This window comes from Acidovorax sp. SUPP1855 (genome assembly GCF_030158955.1).
Classification (GTDB): domain Bacteria; phylum Pseudomonadota; class Gammaproteobacteria; order Burkholderiales; family Burkholderiaceae_C; genus Paracidovorax.
In genome coordinates this window covers 92,817-107,655 of record NZ_BQXI01000006.1, presented here as the reverse complement: position 1 = coordinate 107,655, position 14,839 = coordinate 92,817, and the positions used below count along the sequence as shown (strand labels likewise).

15 protein-coding genes are annotated in these 14,839 nt (G+C 69.9%); 7 read left to right on the top strand and 8 right to left on the bottom strand.

The window, feature by feature from the left end; genetic code table 11:
* The first annotated feature begins 106 nt into the window (after positions 1–106).
* The 3 genes from AVMA1855_RS07330 to AVMA1855_RS07320 all read left to right on the top strand — a co-directional run bounded on the left by AVMA1855_RS07330 (position 107) and on the right by AVMA1855_RS07320 (position 2,723).
* Positions 107–1,018: a phosphatidylinositol-specific phospholipase C gene (locus AVMA1855_RS07330; RefSeq protein WP_284425194.1), complete on the top strand. Its 912-nt coding sequence runs from the start codon at positions 107–109 to the stop codon at positions 1,016–1,018.
* Positions 1,019–1,126: 108 nt separating this feature from the next.
* A complete protein-coding gene (locus AVMA1855_RS07325) occupies positions 1,127–1,705 on the top strand; it encodes a hypothetical protein (protein ID WP_284425193.1) in 579 nt (192 codons plus the stop codon).
* Positions 1,706–1,877: 172 nt separating this feature from the next.
* Positions 1,878–2,723 carry a hypothetical protein gene (locus AVMA1855_RS07320; protein WP_284405618.1) on the top strand — a complete coding sequence of 282 codons (846 nt, stop codon included), beginning with the start codon at positions 1,878–1,880 and terminating at the stop codon, positions 2,721–2,723.
* A gap of 27 nt (positions 2,724–2,750) precedes the next feature.
* Here AVMA1855_RS07320 and AVMA1855_RS26610 read toward each other — a convergent pair whose 3' ends face one another.
* The 3 genes from AVMA1855_RS26610 to AVMA1855_RS07310 form a co-directional block, all read right to left on the bottom strand.
* Positions 2,751–3,518, bottom strand: a complete 768-nt coding sequence (locus AVMA1855_RS26610; protein WP_349817095.1) for an ATP-binding protein — start codon at positions 3,516–3,518, stop codon at positions 2,751–2,753.
* On the bottom strand, positions 3,461–5,350 hold the full coding sequence (locus AVMA1855_RS07315) for a PAS domain-containing sensor histidine kinase (protein WP_349817094.1): 1,890 nt from the start codon (positions 5,348–5,350) through the stop codon (positions 3,461–3,463). Before AVMA1855_RS07315 ends, AVMA1855_RS26610 begins: the two co-directional genes overlap by 58 nt.
* 211 nt (positions 5,351–5,561) lie before the next feature.
* Entirely contained in the window at positions 5,562–6,857 is a 1,296-nt protein-coding gene (locus AVMA1855_RS07310; RefSeq protein ID WP_284425192.1) for an AsmA family protein, read from the bottom strand.
* 274 nt (positions 6,858–7,131) lie between these two features.
* Here AVMA1855_RS07310 and AVMA1855_RS07305 point away from each other — a divergent pair, with 274 nt between their 5' ends.
* Complete coding sequence (locus AVMA1855_RS07305) at positions 7,132–8,418, top strand: solute carrier family 23 protein (protein ID WP_284425191.1); 1,287 nt, start codon at positions 7,132–7,134, stop codon at positions 8,416–8,418.
* A 37-nt stretch (positions 8,419–8,455) separates the two neighbouring features.
* Here the strand turns inward: AVMA1855_RS07305 and AVMA1855_RS07300 are convergent, their stop codons facing one another.
* On the bottom strand, positions 8,456–9,184 hold the full coding sequence (locus tag AVMA1855_RS07300; RefSeq protein ID WP_284410218.1) for a TFIIB-type zinc ribbon-containing protein: 729 nt from the start codon (positions 9,182–9,184) through the stop codon (positions 8,456–8,458).
* 166 nt (positions 9,185–9,350) lie between these two features.
* Here AVMA1855_RS07300 and scpC point away from each other — a divergent pair, with 166 nt between their 5' ends.
* Both scpC and AVMA1855_RS07290 read left to right on the top strand, forming a co-directional pair.
* A complete protein-coding gene (scpC, locus tag AVMA1855_RS07295; RefSeq protein WP_284425190.1) occupies positions 9,351–10,868 on the top strand; it encodes a succinyl-CoA:acetate CoA-transferase ScpC in 1,518 nt (505 codons plus the stop codon).
* A 92-nt stretch (positions 10,869–10,960) separates the two neighbouring features.
* Entirely contained in the window at positions 10,961–11,383 is a 423-nt protein-coding gene (locus AVMA1855_RS07290; protein WP_284397097.1) for a hotdog fold thioesterase, read from the top strand.
* Between the two features lie 39 nt (positions 11,384–11,422).
* Here AVMA1855_RS07290 and AVMA1855_RS07285 read toward each other — a convergent pair whose 3' ends face one another.
* The gene (locus AVMA1855_RS07285) at positions 11,423–11,995 is read right to left on the bottom strand and encodes a cob(I)yrinic acid a,c-diamide adenosyltransferase (RefSeq protein WP_284425189.1); all 573 of its coding nucleotides are present in this window, start codon (positions 11,993–11,995) and stop codon (positions 11,423–11,425) included.
* A gap of 17 nt (positions 11,996–12,012) precedes the next feature.
* On the opposite strand from AVMA1855_RS07285, the gene AVMA1855_RS07280 reads away from it, so the two are divergent.
* The gene (locus AVMA1855_RS07280) at positions 12,013–12,543 is read left to right on the top strand and encodes an EF-hand domain-containing protein (RefSeq protein ID WP_284425188.1); all 531 of its coding nucleotides are present in this window, start codon (positions 12,013–12,015) and stop codon (positions 12,541–12,543) included.
* A 131-nt stretch (positions 12,544–12,674) separates the two neighbouring features.
* On the opposite strand, the gene AVMA1855_RS07275 is transcribed toward AVMA1855_RS07280, so the two are convergent.
* From AVMA1855_RS07275 to AVMA1855_RS07265, 3 genes are read right to left on the bottom strand one after another with little or no spacing between them, the layout of a single operon-like run.
* The gene (locus tag AVMA1855_RS07275) at positions 12,675–13,475 is read right to left on the bottom strand and encodes an amino acid ABC transporter ATP-binding protein (RefSeq protein WP_284425187.1); all 801 of its coding nucleotides are present in this window, start codon (positions 13,473–13,475) and stop codon (positions 12,675–12,677) included.
* Positions 13,462–14,112: an amino acid ABC transporter permease gene (locus AVMA1855_RS07270; protein WP_284425186.1), complete on the bottom strand. Its 651-nt coding sequence runs from the start codon at positions 14,110–14,112 to the stop codon at positions 13,462–13,464. Before AVMA1855_RS07270 ends, AVMA1855_RS07275 begins: the two co-directional genes overlap by 14 nt.
* Positions 14,113–14,145: 33 nt before the next feature.
* Positions 14,146–14,808, bottom strand: coding sequence for an amino acid ABC transporter permease (locus AVMA1855_RS07265; RefSeq protein WP_284425185.1), 663 nt, complete (start codon positions 14,806–14,808; stop codon positions 14,146–14,148).
* Positions 14,809–14,839: the final 31 nt, after the last annotated feature.

Genomic DNA, 14,839 nt, shown 5'->3' with positions numbered 1-14,839 from the left:
AGGTGCTCATGCAATGCGCGGCGATCCACGTGCCCACGGGCGAGCTGGCGGCCAGCCGGCAGGGATATCACATGATTCGGAAATAAAGACCAGCAACACCGACTGGATGGCGCACCTGCCGGACGGGCGCAGGCTCAGCGAGCTGTCCCTGCCCGGCACGCACGACACCATGTCGTTCTATGGCGGCGACATCACCCAGACGCAGTCGATGCCGCTGGCGAACCAACTCAAATCCGGCATCCGCGTGCTGGACATCCGGTGCAACCACACCAAGGACGAACTGCCGATCTACCACGGCATCCAATTCCAGTACGCGTACTTCTCCGACGTGCTCGCCACCGTGATCGACTTCCTGAAGACCCACCCGTCGGAAACCGTGTTCATGCGGATCAAGCAGGAGGGCGACGGCGGCGGCAACACCGAGACTTTCGAGGAAACGTTCAAGAACCGCTACTACCAGCCCAACCAGGCCGCCTTCTGGCAGCCGCCCACGGATGGCACCGGCGGCAACCCCGTGCTCAAGGACCTGCGCGGCAAGATCGTGGTGCTGCAGAACTTCACCGCGACGCACCAGTACGGCATCGCGTACCCCGGCGCGTTCAGCATCCAGGACGAATGGAAGCTGGGCACCAACTGGGACCTGTACGACAAGTGGGAAAAGGTCAAGGCACATGCCCGCGCGGCGATCGCCGGAAGCCGCGACCAGGCCTACATCAACTACCTGAGCGCCGCGTCCGGCTCGTTCCCCTATTTCGTCGCCAGCGGGGCGTCGAGCCCCCAGACCAACGCCCCCCTGCTCATGACGGGGCGGACCACCCCGGGCTGGAAGAACAGCTGGCCCGACTTTCCCCGCGTCAAATGCTTCATCGGCATCTGCTCGATCGCCTTCGACGGGACGAACCAGCTCCTGTACCCCCGCATGGGCCCGGGGGGGGAACTGCACGGGCGGGTGGGCATGGTCATGGCCGACTTCCCCGGCCCCGGCCTCATCAGCGCGGTGATCGCCACCAACGGCTGACGCCCCCGCCGCGGGGTCTGCCACAGGGCCCTCGCCTTGGCCACCGCGCCATGGCGGGGGGCAGGCGCCTGCGTACACTACGCCGGTCCCGGCTTCCCTTCCTGCCCCATGCACGTACCCCGGCTGCGCCCCGTTTTGTCCCTGTTTCCTAAGGCGCGCCCGAGGCTGCATGCCTGGGGCCTGGCGGCCCTGCTGGCGACTCTCGCGCCCGGCGCCTGGGCCGACGCGGGCCGCCCGCAGCCCGTGGCGGCCGACCCGGCCTTCTCGACCCCGGCCCCGGAACACATCGCCAGCCCGGCCATGCTCCGCGCGTTCCTGACGGAACTGCGGCAGACGCGGCGGCCCCAGTCGTTTTGCTTCGTGCAGCAGGCGTTTCCGCCGTCCAAGGCCGACCCGGAAGGCTTTGACCTGGTGTGGATGGTCTGGACCAACGGATCGCACATCTACCGGCTGCGGGTGCCGCCAGGGGCCCCGAACCCCGCGCAGGACGACGACCCGGCAGAGCGCGGCGCGGCGCTGGCGAATGGCAAGTCGGTGAACCTGAAGACCGACGTGGTGGCCACCGACGAGGCCGTGGGGTCCAGCACCTTCCTCGTGAGCCGCGCCTGGGTGGAGCGCATCCAGGGCCAGTGCCGGCGCATCGGCACTGCGGTGCGCGTGCCGGCGTTCCGGCCGCCGCCGCCCTGACGCTGCACTGAGGCCGCCCTGGGCGCCTTCCAGGCGTCTCGGCCCTGTCCCGTCCCCTCTTCTCTTCCCTCTTGCCACTTCGCGGCGCATTCCGTGGATGCCCGAAGCACCTGCCTGCGGGTCTGCCGCAGCCCCCTTTTTTCCTTTATTTCTCTCTCTTCCGATCCGAGCCATGCCCAATGCCCTCCTGAAGTTCGCCTACAACGACCCGGTGCCCAGCGTATTGACCCTGGTGGTGGGCAACAAGCTGCGCGTCAAGCTCGAGGCCATCGACAAGCGCCAGAAGCTCGTCGCCGTGAGCGACATCCCCAACCTGCTGGAGGTGAGCAGCACCCACAACAGCCGCGCCGACTCGTGGGCCTTCGTGGTCACCGCCCTGCGCGAGGGCAATGCCAAGCTGGCCATCCAGGTGCAGCAGGGTGCCGGCGCGCCGCTGCTGACGATCACCCCGCCGCTGGTCAGCATCACGATCCGAAAGCCGGTGTCGCTGCCCGATGCCGCCTCCGAGGCCGGCATGCTGATGCGCCTGTTCCTGGCCGAGGCCCCGGCGCCGCAGACATGGCGCGACACCGGCGTGAAGGACATCGAGGATGCCAAGCAGGGCATGCGCATGATGCGGCGCGTGCTCCACAACCGGCTCGCTTCGGGCAAGCCGCAGGACTTCGGCGCCCCCAATGCGCGCAGCCTGACGGACATCGTGCGCGCCAGCGCCCACGGCGTGCAGTTCAAGGGATTCGACCAGTATCCCCGGCTGGGCGGGGGCCAGGAAAAGGTGATCAACGGGGTGCTGGCACTCGTCAACGACGCCACCAACCTGCGCTGGAACGCCCAGTACACGGCCTTCTACAACGCGGCGCTCGAGGTGGCCACGGAGGGCCTTGCGCCCGACCCCAGCCCGACCGGGCTCTTCGGCTGGCGCACCGCCGGCTCGGGGGCGCCGTCGCGCGAGTTCAGCGAGTTCAAGACCTCGGGCGGCAACACGTTCTTCACGCACGCCACCCAGCGGGTCCGCCCCTGAACCAAAAGCGCACGGGGCCCGTGCCCCTCAGCGCTCGATCATCTCCCGCACCTTGGCGGCCAGCGCGCCCACGTCGAAGGGCTTGGTGATCACCTCCATGCCGTATTCCAGCAGGCCGTTGCCCACGGCCGCATTCTCGGCATAGCCGGTGATGAACAGCACCTTGAGGCCGGGGCGCGTGACGCGGGCGGCGTCGGCCACCTGGCGGCCGTTCAGGCCGCCGGGCAGCCCCACGTCGGTGAGCAGCAGGTCCACGCGGCGCCCGGACTGCAGCACGTGCAGACCGGCCGGCCCGTCGCCCACCGAGACGACCCGGTAGCCCAGGTTTTCCAGCTCTTCAGCGATGAGCCCACGGATGATGGATTCGTCCTCGATGACCAGCACCACCTCGCCCTCGCCGCGGTGGTCGTCCATGGCCGGCAGCTCGGGCACCTCGGCATCGGCGTCGCCCAGGTAGCGCGGCAGGTACAGGCACATGGTGGTGCCCTCGCCGGGCACCGAATAGATGCGCACCTGCCCGCCCGACTGGCGCACGAAGCCGTACACCATCGACAGGCCCAGGCCCGTGCCCTGCCCCATGGGCTTGGTGGTGAAGAAGGGGTCGAACGCGCGGGCGGCCACGTCGGGCGCCATGCCCGCGCCGGTGTCGGTCACGCACACCGAGATGTACTGGCCCGGCGCCAGCTCGCGCTCGGTGGCGGCGCGGTCGTCCAGCCACTTGTTGGCGGTCTCGATGGTCAGCCGCCCGCCTTGGGGCGACATGGCGTCGCGCGCGTTGATGCACAGGTTGAGCACCGCGTTCTCCAACTGCGACGGATCGACCCGGGTGAGCCACAGCCCCCCGCGCCGACGACCTCCACCTCCACGCCCGGGCCCACCGTGCGGCGCACCATCTCCTCGATGCTGCCGATGAGCCGGTTGACGTCCACGGGCTTGGGATCCAGCGTCTGGCGGCGCGAGAAGGCCAGCAGGCGCTGGGTGAGGGACGCGGCGCGGCGCACCGAGCCCTGCGCCATGCCGATGTAGCGCTCGGCGTTGTCGAACTTGTGCAGCGCGATGCGCTTTTCCAGCACCTGCAGGCTGGCGCTCATGGCGCCCAGCAGGTTGTTGAAGTCGTGCGCGATGCCGCCGGTCAGCTGGCCGATGGCCTCCATCTTCTGCGCCTGGCGGTACTTGGCCTCTACCTCCATCAGCTCGTGGGTGCGCTGCGCCACCGCCTGCTCCAGCGACTCGTTGACCTCGCGCAGCTGGGCCTCGGTGCGCGCGCGCTCGGCGGCGGTGCGCGTGCGGGCGGCCACTTCGCGCATGAAGGCGATCTCCTCGCCCGTCCACTTGCGCACGTGCTCGTGGTGGGCGAACAGCATGGCCACCAGCTGGCCATGTTCCACCACCGGCATGTTCATGAAGGCGCGGGCGCACAGCCCCTCCAGCGCCGGGGCCCGGTCGCGGGTGCGGGCGTCGCCGCGCACGTCGGCCACGCACACGGATTCATCGCGCGCCAGGTCGTCCAGGAAGCCGCCGAAATCGGGCAGGTGCAGCACCGGCGCGAGCGGATCGCAGCCGGGCGCCATCCAGTCGTGGTGCACGTGCACGGCCTGCGCGGCGGCATCCACCGCGCCATAGCCCGCGCGGCTGACCTTCAAAGTGCGGCCCAGGGTTTCGGCCGCGGCCAGGCAGACGGCGTCCACGCTGTCCAGCGACCGCAACTGGTCGGAAAACCGCGCCAGCGCCTCGCGCCGCGCCTCGGCCGCCATGCGCTCGGTGATGTCCACGCCCTCCACGAAGATGCCGGTCACCGCGCCCGCGGCATCGCGGATCGGCTGAAAGACGAAGTCCACGTACAGCTCGTGCTCCGGCCCGCCAGGCTCGGCCTGGCGGACGTAGCGGGCGGCATGCGCCGTCAGGGCCTCTCCGCTGCCATAGACCCGGTCCAGCAACTCGACATAGCCCTGCGTGGCCGCGTCCGGCAGCGCCTGCGCCACGGTCAGGCCCAGCAGCGGCCGGTTGCCCACGAGCCGCAGGTAGCCGGGGTTGGCCAGCACGATGCGGTGCTCGGGCCCTTCCAGCATGGCCATGAAGCTGGGCGACTGCTCGAACAGCTGGGCGAAACGCTCCTGCTCGCCCTTGAGCTGCCGCTCGGCCTGGACCTTGGCGGTGGTGTCCACCACCAGTGCGAGCACGCCCGCAGGCTGCCCGGTCCCGTCGAGCAGCGGCGAGTAGTCGAGGTTGATCCACACCGGCTCGGCACGCCCGTTGAGGTTCAGCACGAACGGCTGGTCGCGGTAGCTCAGGGTGCCGCCGGCCAGGACGGTCTTCACGACGTGGCGGTTGAACTGCGCCGCCTCGGGCCAGGCGTCGCCGATGTTGCAGCCCAGCAGCTGCGGGTGGCGCTGGCCCGAGAAGGCCGCATAGGCGTCGTTGTAGAGCAGCACGCCGGACTCGCCCCACAGCGTGGCCATGGGCACGGCGGCGTGCAGCATGGTGGAAATGGCCCATTGCATGTGGGCCGGCCAGGCGGCCAGGGGGCCGAGGGGCGTGGCGGCCCAGTCATGGCGGGCGATGCGCTGCGCCATCTCGCCGCCGGAGGCGAGGAACGAAGGGGGATGGATGGGGATACCGCTGGACATGGCACGGTTTCCTATCGATCGAAAGCGACCCGCCCCATGCCCGGCGGGGCCGGATTGCGACCCGTCATACGACCACTCCTTCCTGTTGATTTGCTCCTGAATTCATAGCGTAACGCCCTAGTATTTATTGCGGTGACTGGCATTTTCAATGGGGTTATCCATGCTGCACCAAAAAGAAGATCCAGGCCTTGCGGCGGGGTTCCGGGTGCGCTCAACGGCGCGGGACCGGGCGTTTGGGGGGCGGCACCTCCGGCTCGTCGCCGCCGAAGATGCGGCGCAGGGTTTCACCGATGCGGGCGCCGATGGCCGTGCCGACGCCCGGCGCCACGGCCGTGCCCACGGCCGCGCCGGCCAGCGCGGCCGGCGGAAGGGTCAGCGTGGTGTCGTCCATGGTGCCGCCGAATTCGAGTGGAATGCCCACCACGCCATCCACCAGATCCACGGCCACGTGGCCGCTCACCCGCCGGTTCTGCAGCACCGCGTCGCCCGTGGCCGTGAGCACGCCGGAGGTCGCCTTGAGGTCGCTGTAGCGCACGATGGTGCCGCTGCGGTCCGCCTCGGTGCGCACCACGCCTTCCAGGCTGTCGAGCTGCGTGGTGCCGCCGCGCTGGGTGCCCACAGTCTTCACGGCCCGCTCCAGGTCGAAGGTGAGCAGCCGGGCCCGCGCCACCGTGAAACGGGTGCGGGTGTGCAGGGCCTGCACCGCCTCGGCCGGGTCGGCCCCCTCGGCGATCAGGTCGGTGTGGCCGCTGGCCTTGCCGGCCACCACGGCGCGGCGCTCGAAGGCGGCCATGACGCCCTCCACATCGACGCCAGTGAAGTCGATGGCGCCCGTGACCCGGTAACGGCCGTTGATCTCCTGCAGGCGCAGGGTGCCCTGCTCGGTGCGCCCGCCGGCGGACACGTCGGCCCGCCAGCGGTCCTCGGCGCCCTCGCGCGTGATGGCCATGCGTGTGGACACGGGTGCGCCGGTGCGCTCCAGCCAGGCCTGGCGGGGCCGCCATGCGGTGTCGAATTCGGCGCTGCCGGCGTAGACGAGCGTGCGGCCGTTGCGGCCGATCCAGCGCACGCCTTGCCAGTCGGCCCGCTCCACCGGGATGGGGGACAGGGTGAACGGCAGGGAGGATTCGGCGCCATCATCGGTGGGCCGCACCTGGAACTCCGAAAGCGAGGCCTGCGGGATGGTGGCGTTCTCCAGTTGCAGGTCGGTCAGCGCCAGTCGCCGGTGCAGCAGGTCGCCCCAGCGCACGCCGGCCGAGAGGCGCTCGGCGCTCAAGGGGGCTTCCTGTTCGGTGCGCACGTCGCGCAGTTCCACGCGCGGCGAAGGAAACAGCGACCAGTGCAACTGGCCGACCTTGACCGGCACGCCCAGCCGCTCGGTCGCGGCATCGCCTGCGCGGCGGGCCAGCTCGGTCTCGGACGGCCACCAGATCGCCAAGGCGGCCGCGCACGCCAGCGCCACGGCAGTGGCGCCCAGGGCAATCCAGCGGAGGCGGTAGCGCGGCATGTGCGTCAGAAGGGTTCGAAAAGGTCAAAAAAGCCCCGGGGGCGGGCGGCGGGACGTGCTGCGATACCGAAGGGCTACGTTATCGCAGGGCCCGGCCGCGGCAGGTCGGCCCTGTCCTACGCGGCTGTGGGTCCAGGGGCCGAAACGCGGCGCCCCGCCCCCCGGCCGCACCGGTGTGCATTGACCCTAAACTCGCCCACGCCCCACCGGCCGTTCCCCCATCCAGACGGCACCCGCACGCCGCGGTGCCCATACCCTTTCAGGAGACCTTACCGTGACTTCCCCCTACTTTCCCCGCTGGCGGGTGACCACCGCTGCCCAGGGCGCCGTCGTCGCCCCCGACGAACGCCTGCCCTGGGGGCAGACCGCCGTGATGGGCGTGCAGCACGTGATCGCGATGTTCGGCGCCACGGTGCTCGCGCCCATCCTGATGGGGTTCGACCCCAACGTGGCCATCCTGATGAGCGGGCTGGGCACGCTGATCTTCTTTCTCATCACCGGCGGGCGGGTGCCGAGCTACCTGGGCTCCAGCTTCGCCTTCATCGGCGTGGTCGTGGCCGCATCGGGCTACGCCGGCCAGGGGCCCAATGCCAACATGGCCGTGGCGCTGGGCGGCATCGTCGCGTGCGGCCTGGTCTACACCCTGATCGGCGCGCTGGTGCAGGCCATCGGCACCGTCTGGATCGAGCGCTTCATGCCCCCCGTGGTGACGGGCGCGGTGGTGGCGGTGATCGGGCTGAACCTGGCCGGCATTCCCATCAAGAACATGGCGGCCAACAACTTCGAGAGCTGGATGCAGGCCGTCACCTTCGTGTGCGTGGGCCTGGTGGCCGTGCTCACGCGGGGCATGGCGCAGCGCCTGCTGATCCTGCTGGGGCTGATCGCCGCCAGCGTGGTCTATGCCGTGTTCACCAACCTGCTGGGCTGGGGCAAGCCGATCGACCTGTCGGCCCTGGCCTCCGCCCCCTGGCTGGGCTTGCCGCACTTCACGGCGCCGGTGTTCAGCGGCCCGGCCATGCTGCTGATCGCACCCGTGGCCGTCATCCTGGTGGCCGAGAACCTGGGCCACATCAAGGCCGTGACGGCCATGACGGGCCAGAACCTGGATCGCTACATGGGCCGGGCGTTCATCGGCGACGGCATCGCCACCATGGTGAGCGGCAGTGCGGGCGGCACGGGCGTGACCACCTATGCCGAGAACATCGGCGTGATGGCCGCCACCAAGATCTACTCCACCGCCGTGTTCCTGGTAGCGGGGCTGATCGCGCTGCTGCTGGGCTTCAGCCCGAAGTTCGGCGCGCTGATCCAGGCGATTCCGCTGCCGGTCATGGGCGGCGTCTCCATCGTCGTGTTCGGCCTCATCGCGGTGGCCGGCGCCAAGATCTGGGTGGACAACCGGGTGGACTTCTCGGACAACAAGAACCTCATCGTGGCGGCCATCACGCTCATCATCGGCACGGGGGACTTCACGCTGAAGTTCGGCGACTTCGCGCTGGGCGGCATCGGCACCGCCACCTTCGGCGCGATCGGCCTCTACGCGCTGCTGAACCGCCGGCGCTGACCCCTGCCGCAGCGGGCGCCCGGCCGCCGGTGCGGCCTCAGCGCCGCACCAGCGTCCAGACCAGTTCCAGCCCCGCGGCCAGCAGATCGAAGCCTTCGCCCGCGCCGGTCAGCCGCTCCCGCTCCATCTCACGCCGCTCGCGCGAACGCACGCGCTCCAGGGCCACCAGCGCATCGGCCACGTCGGAGGGCCCGGGCGCAGAGGTAGCCGGTGTGGCCCGCGCCGCGCTGGCGTGGCGGTCCAATGCCCGGTCCACGGCCTGCGGGTCCAGCAGCGACAGGGCCGAGCGGCAATAGGGGCAGGCGTGGTCGTTGCGGATGTCCACCGTGCCACCGCAACTGGTGCACTGGATGGTGCCCACGCGCTCGGCCAGCGCGTCGATCTCCGCCACCGACAGGTGCCGCACGAACCCCTTTTCCACCATGAGCGAGCCGAAGGTGCTGAAACGGCCGTGCCCCGCGGGGCAGCGGAAGGTCTTGTACCGCCCGCCCTTGACCACGTCGAAGCCGGGCTCCAGCGCGCGTGGGCAGTGCGGGCATTGCAGCCGCTGGGCCACCGGGTGGCGCGCATCCCCGCGGTGCTGGTGCAACAGCTCGAACAGCGCCACCACCCCGGCCGGGGCCAGGCGCGTGTTCTCCCGCGGGTCGAACCACAGGCCCTGGCAGGCGAAACACAGGTCCAGCTCGATGGTCTCGCTGCCGTGCGAGCGGAAGCGATGGGACTCGGCGGGCTGCCGGCAGGAGGGGCAAAGGGATGTCGTGGACATGGGTGGCATCGATCGTACCGCCGGTCGCCGCGGGTGCATTCCAAAGTGACCGGGACCGCTTTGACGCTCGGGTAAACCCTGAGGAATGGCACAGGCGGCTGCTAAGATTTCGCGCAGCCTTTGCGGCCCCTTGTGGCCGCCCCTCCTTGCGCCGAAAGCCCCCTCCATGACCCCACCCAGCCGCGTTCTCAACCCCCTGCTGCGCGAACGCACTCTGTCGGCCGAACAGGCCGCCGAGCTGATTCCCGACGGCGCGCGCGTGGGCATGAGCGGATTCACCGGCGCGGGCTATCCCAAGGCCGTGCCGGCGGCGCTGGCCCGCCGCATCGAGCGGCTGCACGCGGCGGGCGAGGCCTTTCGCATCGGGCTGTGGACAGGGGCCTCCACCGCGCCGGAGCTGGACGGCGCGCTGGCCAAGGTGGGCGGCATCAGCATGCGCATGCCCTACCAGTCCGACCCCACCTGCCGCCAGCAGATCAATGCCGGCCAGATGCAGTACGTGGACGCCCACCTGTCGCACGTGGCGCCCTACGTGTGGTTCGGCTTCTGGGGCAAGCTGGACGTGGCGGTGATCGAGGTGGCCGGCGTGCTGCCCGACGGCCGGCTGATCCCCTCGTCGTCGGTGGGCAACAACAAGACCTGGCTGGACCAGGCGGACCGCATCATCCTGGAGGTCAACAGCTGGCAGCCCGAGGGACTGGAGGGCATGCACGACATCTACTACGGCACCGACCTGCCGCCCAACCGCGTGCCGATCCCGCTGGTGCGCCCGGCCGATCGCATCGGCGAGCCCTACCTGCGCTGCGACCCGGCCAAGGTGGTCGCCGTGGTGGCCACGCACGCGCCGGACCGCAACTCGGCCTATGCCGCACCGGACGACACCTCCCAGCGCATCGCCGGCCACATCATCGAGTTCCTGCAGCACGAGGTGGCGCGGGGCCGCCTGCCGCCGGGCCTGCTGCCGCTGCAATCCGGCGTGGGCAACATCGCCAACGCCGTGCTGGCCGGCCTGAACGCCGGGCCGTTCGACCACATGACGGCCTACACGGAGGTGCTGCAGGACGGCATGCTGGACATGCTGCGCTCGGGCAAGCTCGACAGCGCCTCGGCCACGGCGCTGTCGCTCAGCCCGGCGGCCACCGAGGAATTCACCCGCCACATCGACTTCTACCGAGAGCGCATCGTGCTGCGCCCGCAGGAGATCAGCAACCACCCCGAGCTGATCCGCCGCCTGGGCCTGATCTCGATGAACGGCATGATCGAGGCCGATCTCTACGGCAACGTGAACTCCACGCACGTGATGGGCTCGTCCATCATGAACGGCATCGGCGGCTCGGGCGACTATGCGCGCAACGCCTATCTGTCGATGTTTCTCACGCCGTCGCTGGCCAAGGGCGGCGCCATCTCGTGCATCGTGCCCATGGCCTCGCACGTGGACCACACCGAGCACGACGTGCAGGTGATCGTGACCGAGCAGGGCCTGGCCGACCTGCGCGGGCTGTCGCCCTCGCAGCGCTCGCGCGTGGTGATCGAACGCTGCGCGCACCCGGACTTCCGCCCCGCGCTGCGCGACTACGTGGCCCGCGCCGAGGCCAGCGGCTGCGGCCGCCACACGCCCCACCTGCTGGGCGAGGCGCTGTCCTGGCACGAGCGCTACGTGCGCACCGGCACCATGCGCGCCTGAGCGACCCGCGCGGCGGGAAGGGCGCCGGATAATCCGGCCCACTTTCCCGGCCGCCCGCGGCCGGCCCCACCCACCAACGCAAGGAATCCCCCATGCCCATCTGGAAGCGCCCCATCGACCTGCCCACCGTGCAAGCCGGCAACGAAGGCACCGCCGTGTCCCACCTCGGTATCGAGTTCACCGAGATCGGCGACGACTTCCTGCGCGCCCGCGTGCCCGTCGATGCGCGCACCAAGCAGCCCTTCGGCCTGCTGCACGGCGGCGTGAGCGTGGTGCTGGCCGAGACGCTCGGCTCGGTGGGCGCGGTATATGCATCGCCCGAGGGCTGGCACGCCGTGGGGCTGGACATCAACGCCAACCACCTGCGCTCGGCCCGCAGCGGCTGGGTGACCGGCACCGCCAGGCCCGTGCACATCGGCCGCACCACGCAGGTGTGGCAGATCGACATGGTCAACGACGAAGGCGAGCTGACCTGCGTGTCGCGCCTGACCATCGCCATGCTGGCGCCACGCTGACCGCCGCGGCGGCGGATTTCAGGCCGGCGGCGGTGCCAGTCAGGCCGCGCCGGACTCCGAGCGCGCCAGGCGCTCGCTCTTCCAGTACACGTCGTCGCCGCCATCCAGGCGGTTGAGCACGCGCGCCAGCACGAACATCAGGTCCGACAGCCGGTTGAGGTAGCGCCGCGGCGCATCGCGCACCGGCTCGGCGGCGCCCAGGGCCACCACCGCACGCTCGGCGCGGCGGGCGACGGTGCGGCACACGTGGGCCTGCGCCGCGGCGCGCGTGCCGGCGGGCAGGATGAATTCGGCCAGCCGCGGCAGCGCCGCATTGTGGGTGGCCAGGGCCTCGTCGAGCTGCGCGAGCGCCTCGTCCTTGAGCAGCTCGAAACCGGGAATCGACAGTTCGCCGCCCAGGTTGAACAGCTGGTGCTGCACGTCCGACAGCAGCGTGCGCACCTCGGCCGGCAACGGCTCGCACAGCAGCAGGCCGATGTGGGAATTGAGCTCGTCCACATCGCCCATGGCATGCGGGCGCGGGCTGTCCTTGGAGACGCGGGTGTTGTCGCCCAGGCCCGTGGTGCCGTCGTCTCCGGTGCGCGTGGCGATCTGTGTCAGTCGGTTGCCCATGGGCTGCTCCTTGTGCATTGCAAGCCGCGCTGGAGGCGGCCGCGGGCATTGTGCGTTACAACCGGCAGGCAAATGTGTATCAGGGCAACAGCGGGCAAAATCACTGGCCGGGCACCGCAGGTTGCGGTGCAATGCAATCCTGTTCAACTTTCACGGAGCGTGAACCCATGGCACCTCAGCAACGACGCACCCTTCCTTTCGACAGCCGCAGCGTGATGCTGTTCGCGGCGATCACCCTGGGAGGTGCCGCAGTGCATGCACAAACGCCTTCCCCGACCCTCACCTCCCCGTCCAACCAACCTCCCCAGACCGCGTCGGGCACCTCCATGGGCCTGCATCCCGGCGCCAAGGGCGCCACCTTCGGCGGCTCGCAGCCAGCCGCACAAACTTCCAGCGCATTCGATCGCGTTGACAGCGACAAGAACGGACAACTGACCCTGGCAGAGGCCGCACGCCTGCCCGCCATCGGCAACCGTTTCAAGGAGCTCGACAAGGACCATAACGGTGCCCTGTCGCGCTCGGAATTCGAGGCCGGCGCCCACTCCTGACGCCGCCCGGAGCAACTACCACACGAACTCCACTCCACCCCGACGGGCCCGCATGCTGAGGAGCATGCGGGCCTTGATGCGTGTGCGGGCACGGACGGCCCGCCGCCATGGGAGCTACCGGCGAAGGCGGCTCAATCCTTGAGCGACGACAGGAACTGCCGCAGTTCCGGCGTCTGCGGGTCGCCGAACAGGTCCTGTGGCGGACCCATCTCGTGCACGCGGCCCTGGTGCATGAAGATCACGCGGTTGCTCACCTTGCGGGCGAAGGCCATCTCGTGCGTCACCATCAGCAGGGTCATGCCCTCGCGGGCCAGCGACTCCACGACGCGCAGCACCTCGCCCACCAGTTCGGGGTCGAGGGCCGAGGTGATCTCGTCGCACAGGAGCACGGCCGGCTCCATGGCCAGCGCGCGGGCGATGGCCACGCGCTGCTGCTGACCGCCCGACAGCTGGTCGGGCATGGCGTCGAATTTCTCGCCCAGGCCCACGCGCTGCAGCAGCCGTGCCGCCTGTGCGGACGCGTCCTTTTGCGAGCGCTGCTTGACCAGCGTGGGGGCCAGCATGACGTTGCGGCCCACCGAGAGGTGCGGAAAGAGATTGAAGTTCTGGAAGATCATGCCCACGCGCTGGCGCAGCTCGCGCATGGCCATGGCGCTGTCGTGCAGCAACGGCTTGCCGTCCACCGTGAGCGCGCCGTCCTGGAAGGTTTCCAGGCCGTTGATGCAGCGCAGCAGCGTGCTCTTGCCCGAGCCGCTCTTGCCGATGATGGCGATCACCTCGCCGGGCTGCACCGTGAGGTCGATGCCCTTGAGCACCTCGTTGGTGCCGTAGGACTTGCGCAGCGCGGTGACCTGCACGATGGGCCGGCCCGACGGCGCGGGCACGGCAGGCGCCACGGCGGGCGCGTCGGCCAGGGTTTCAGCGGCGGCCATGGAACTTCCTTTCGAGGTGTTGCGCATACAGGCTCACGGGAAAGCACAGCGCGAAATAAACGAGCGCCACGCAGGCGAAGACGGCGAACGGCTTGAAGGTGGTGTTGGCGATCATTCCTCCGGCCTTGGTCAGCTCCACGAAGCCGATCACCGAGGCCAGCGCCGTGCCCTTGACCACCTGCACCAGAAAGCCCACCGTGGGCGCCGTGGCGATGCGCACGGCCTGCGGCAGGATCACGTGGCGCATCTGCTCGCCGAACGACAGGGCCAGGCTGCCCGAGGCCTCCCACTGGCCCTTGGGCACGGCGGCCACGCAGCCACGCCAGATCTCCACCAGGAAGGCGCTGGTGTAGAGCGTGAGCGCCACGGCGGCCGAGGTCCAGGCCGACACGTTGAGCCCGATCAGCGCCAGGCCGAAGTACGACAGGAACAGCTGCATCAGCAGCGGCGTGCCCTGGAAGACCTGCACGTACACGCCCACGGCGCGCTCGGCCACGCGGCCGCCGGTGAGCCGGGTCACGAGCAGCAGCCCGCCCACCAGGCCGCCGCCGACGAAGGCGATCAGCGAGAGCACGACGGTCCAGCGCGCGGCCAGCAGCAGGTTGCGCAGGATGTCCCAGAAGGTGAAATCGACCATCTCGCGTTCCTAGAAAAATGCTCGGGCCATGGCTCAGCGGCCGAAGAGAAAGCGCGGGCCCACCCAGTGCAGCAGCCGGCGCAGCGCGATCAAGAGCACGAGGTAGATGCCGGTGGCCACGATGAACGATTCGAACGCGCGGAAGTTGCGGCTCTGGATCAGGTTGGCGGCGTAGCTCAGGTCCTGCACCGAGATCTGGCTGCACACGGCCGAGCCCAGCATCACGATGACGATCTGGCTCACCATGGCCGGCCACACCTTCTTGAGCGCGGGCGGCAGCACCACGCGCGTGAAGACCTGCACCCGCGACAGCGCCAGGCTCACCGCCGCCTCGATCTGGCCGCGCGGCGTGGCCTGGATGCCGGCGCGGACGATCTCGGTCGAGTAGGCCCCCAGGTTCATCACCATGGCGATGAACGAGGCCGCCTCGGGCGAGAGCTTCAGGCCCGCCGCGGGCAGCCCGAAGAAGATGAAGAACAGCTGCACGATGAAGGGCGTGTTGCGGACCAGCTCCACATAGGCCGCCACCGGCCAGCGCAGCGCCGCCGGCCCCTGGGACCGTGCCCAGGCGCAGGCGATGCCCACCGCCATCCCCACCACGGTGGCCACGGCGGTGAGGGCCAGGGTCCAGGCCACGCCCGTGGCCAGCAGCGGCCACTGCGACAGCACGGCCATGAAGTCGAACTCGATGCGCATGGGCAGCCGATCAGGTCAACGGGTCAGAGAA

Coding starts and splice junctions, on each gene's coding strand:
- AVMA1855_RS07330 (WP_284425194.1), top strand. CDS start 107: ATGGCGCACCTGCCGGACGGGCGCAGGCTCAGCGAGCTGTCCCTGCCC.
- AVMA1855_RS07325 (WP_284425193.1), top strand. CDS start 1,127: ATGCACGTACCCCGGCTGCGCCCCGTTTTGTCCCTGTTTCCTAAGGCG.
- AVMA1855_RS07320 (WP_284405618.1), top strand. CDS start 1,878: ATGCCCAATGCCCTCCTGAAGTTCGCCTACAACGACCCGGTGCCCAGC.
- AVMA1855_RS07315 (WP_349817094.1), bottom strand. CDS start 5,350: ATGTCCAGCGGTATCCCCATCCATCCCCCTTCGTTCCTCGCCTCCGGC.
- AVMA1855_RS07310 (WP_284425192.1), bottom strand. CDS start 6,857: ATGCCGCGCTACCGCCTCCGCTGGATTGCCCTGGGCGCCACTGCCGTG.
- AVMA1855_RS07300 (WP_284410218.1), bottom strand. CDS start 9,184: ATGTCCACGACATCCCTTTGCCCCTCCTGCCGGCAGCCCGCCGAGTCC.
- scpC (WP_284425190.1), top strand. CDS start 9,351: ATGACCCCACCCAGCCGCGTTCTCAACCCCCTGCTGCGCGAACGCACT.
- AVMA1855_RS07290 (WP_284397097.1), top strand. CDS start 10,961: ATGCCCATCTGGAAGCGCCCCATCGACCTGCCCACCGTGCAAGCCGGC.
- AVMA1855_RS07285 (WP_284425189.1), bottom strand. CDS start 11,995: ATGGGCAACCGACTGACACAGATCGCCACGCGCACCGGAGACGACGGC.
- AVMA1855_RS07275 (WP_284425187.1), bottom strand. CDS start 13,475: ATGGCCGCCGCTGAAACCCTGGCCGACGCGCCCGCCGTGGCGCCTGCC.
- AVMA1855_RS07270 (WP_284425186.1), bottom strand. CDS start 14,112: ATGGTCGATTTCACCTTCTGGGACATCCTGCGCAACCTGCTGCTGGCC.
- AVMA1855_RS07265 (WP_284425185.1), bottom strand. CDS start 14,808: ATGCGCATCGAGTTCGACTTCATGGCCGTGCTGTCGCAGTGGCCGCTG.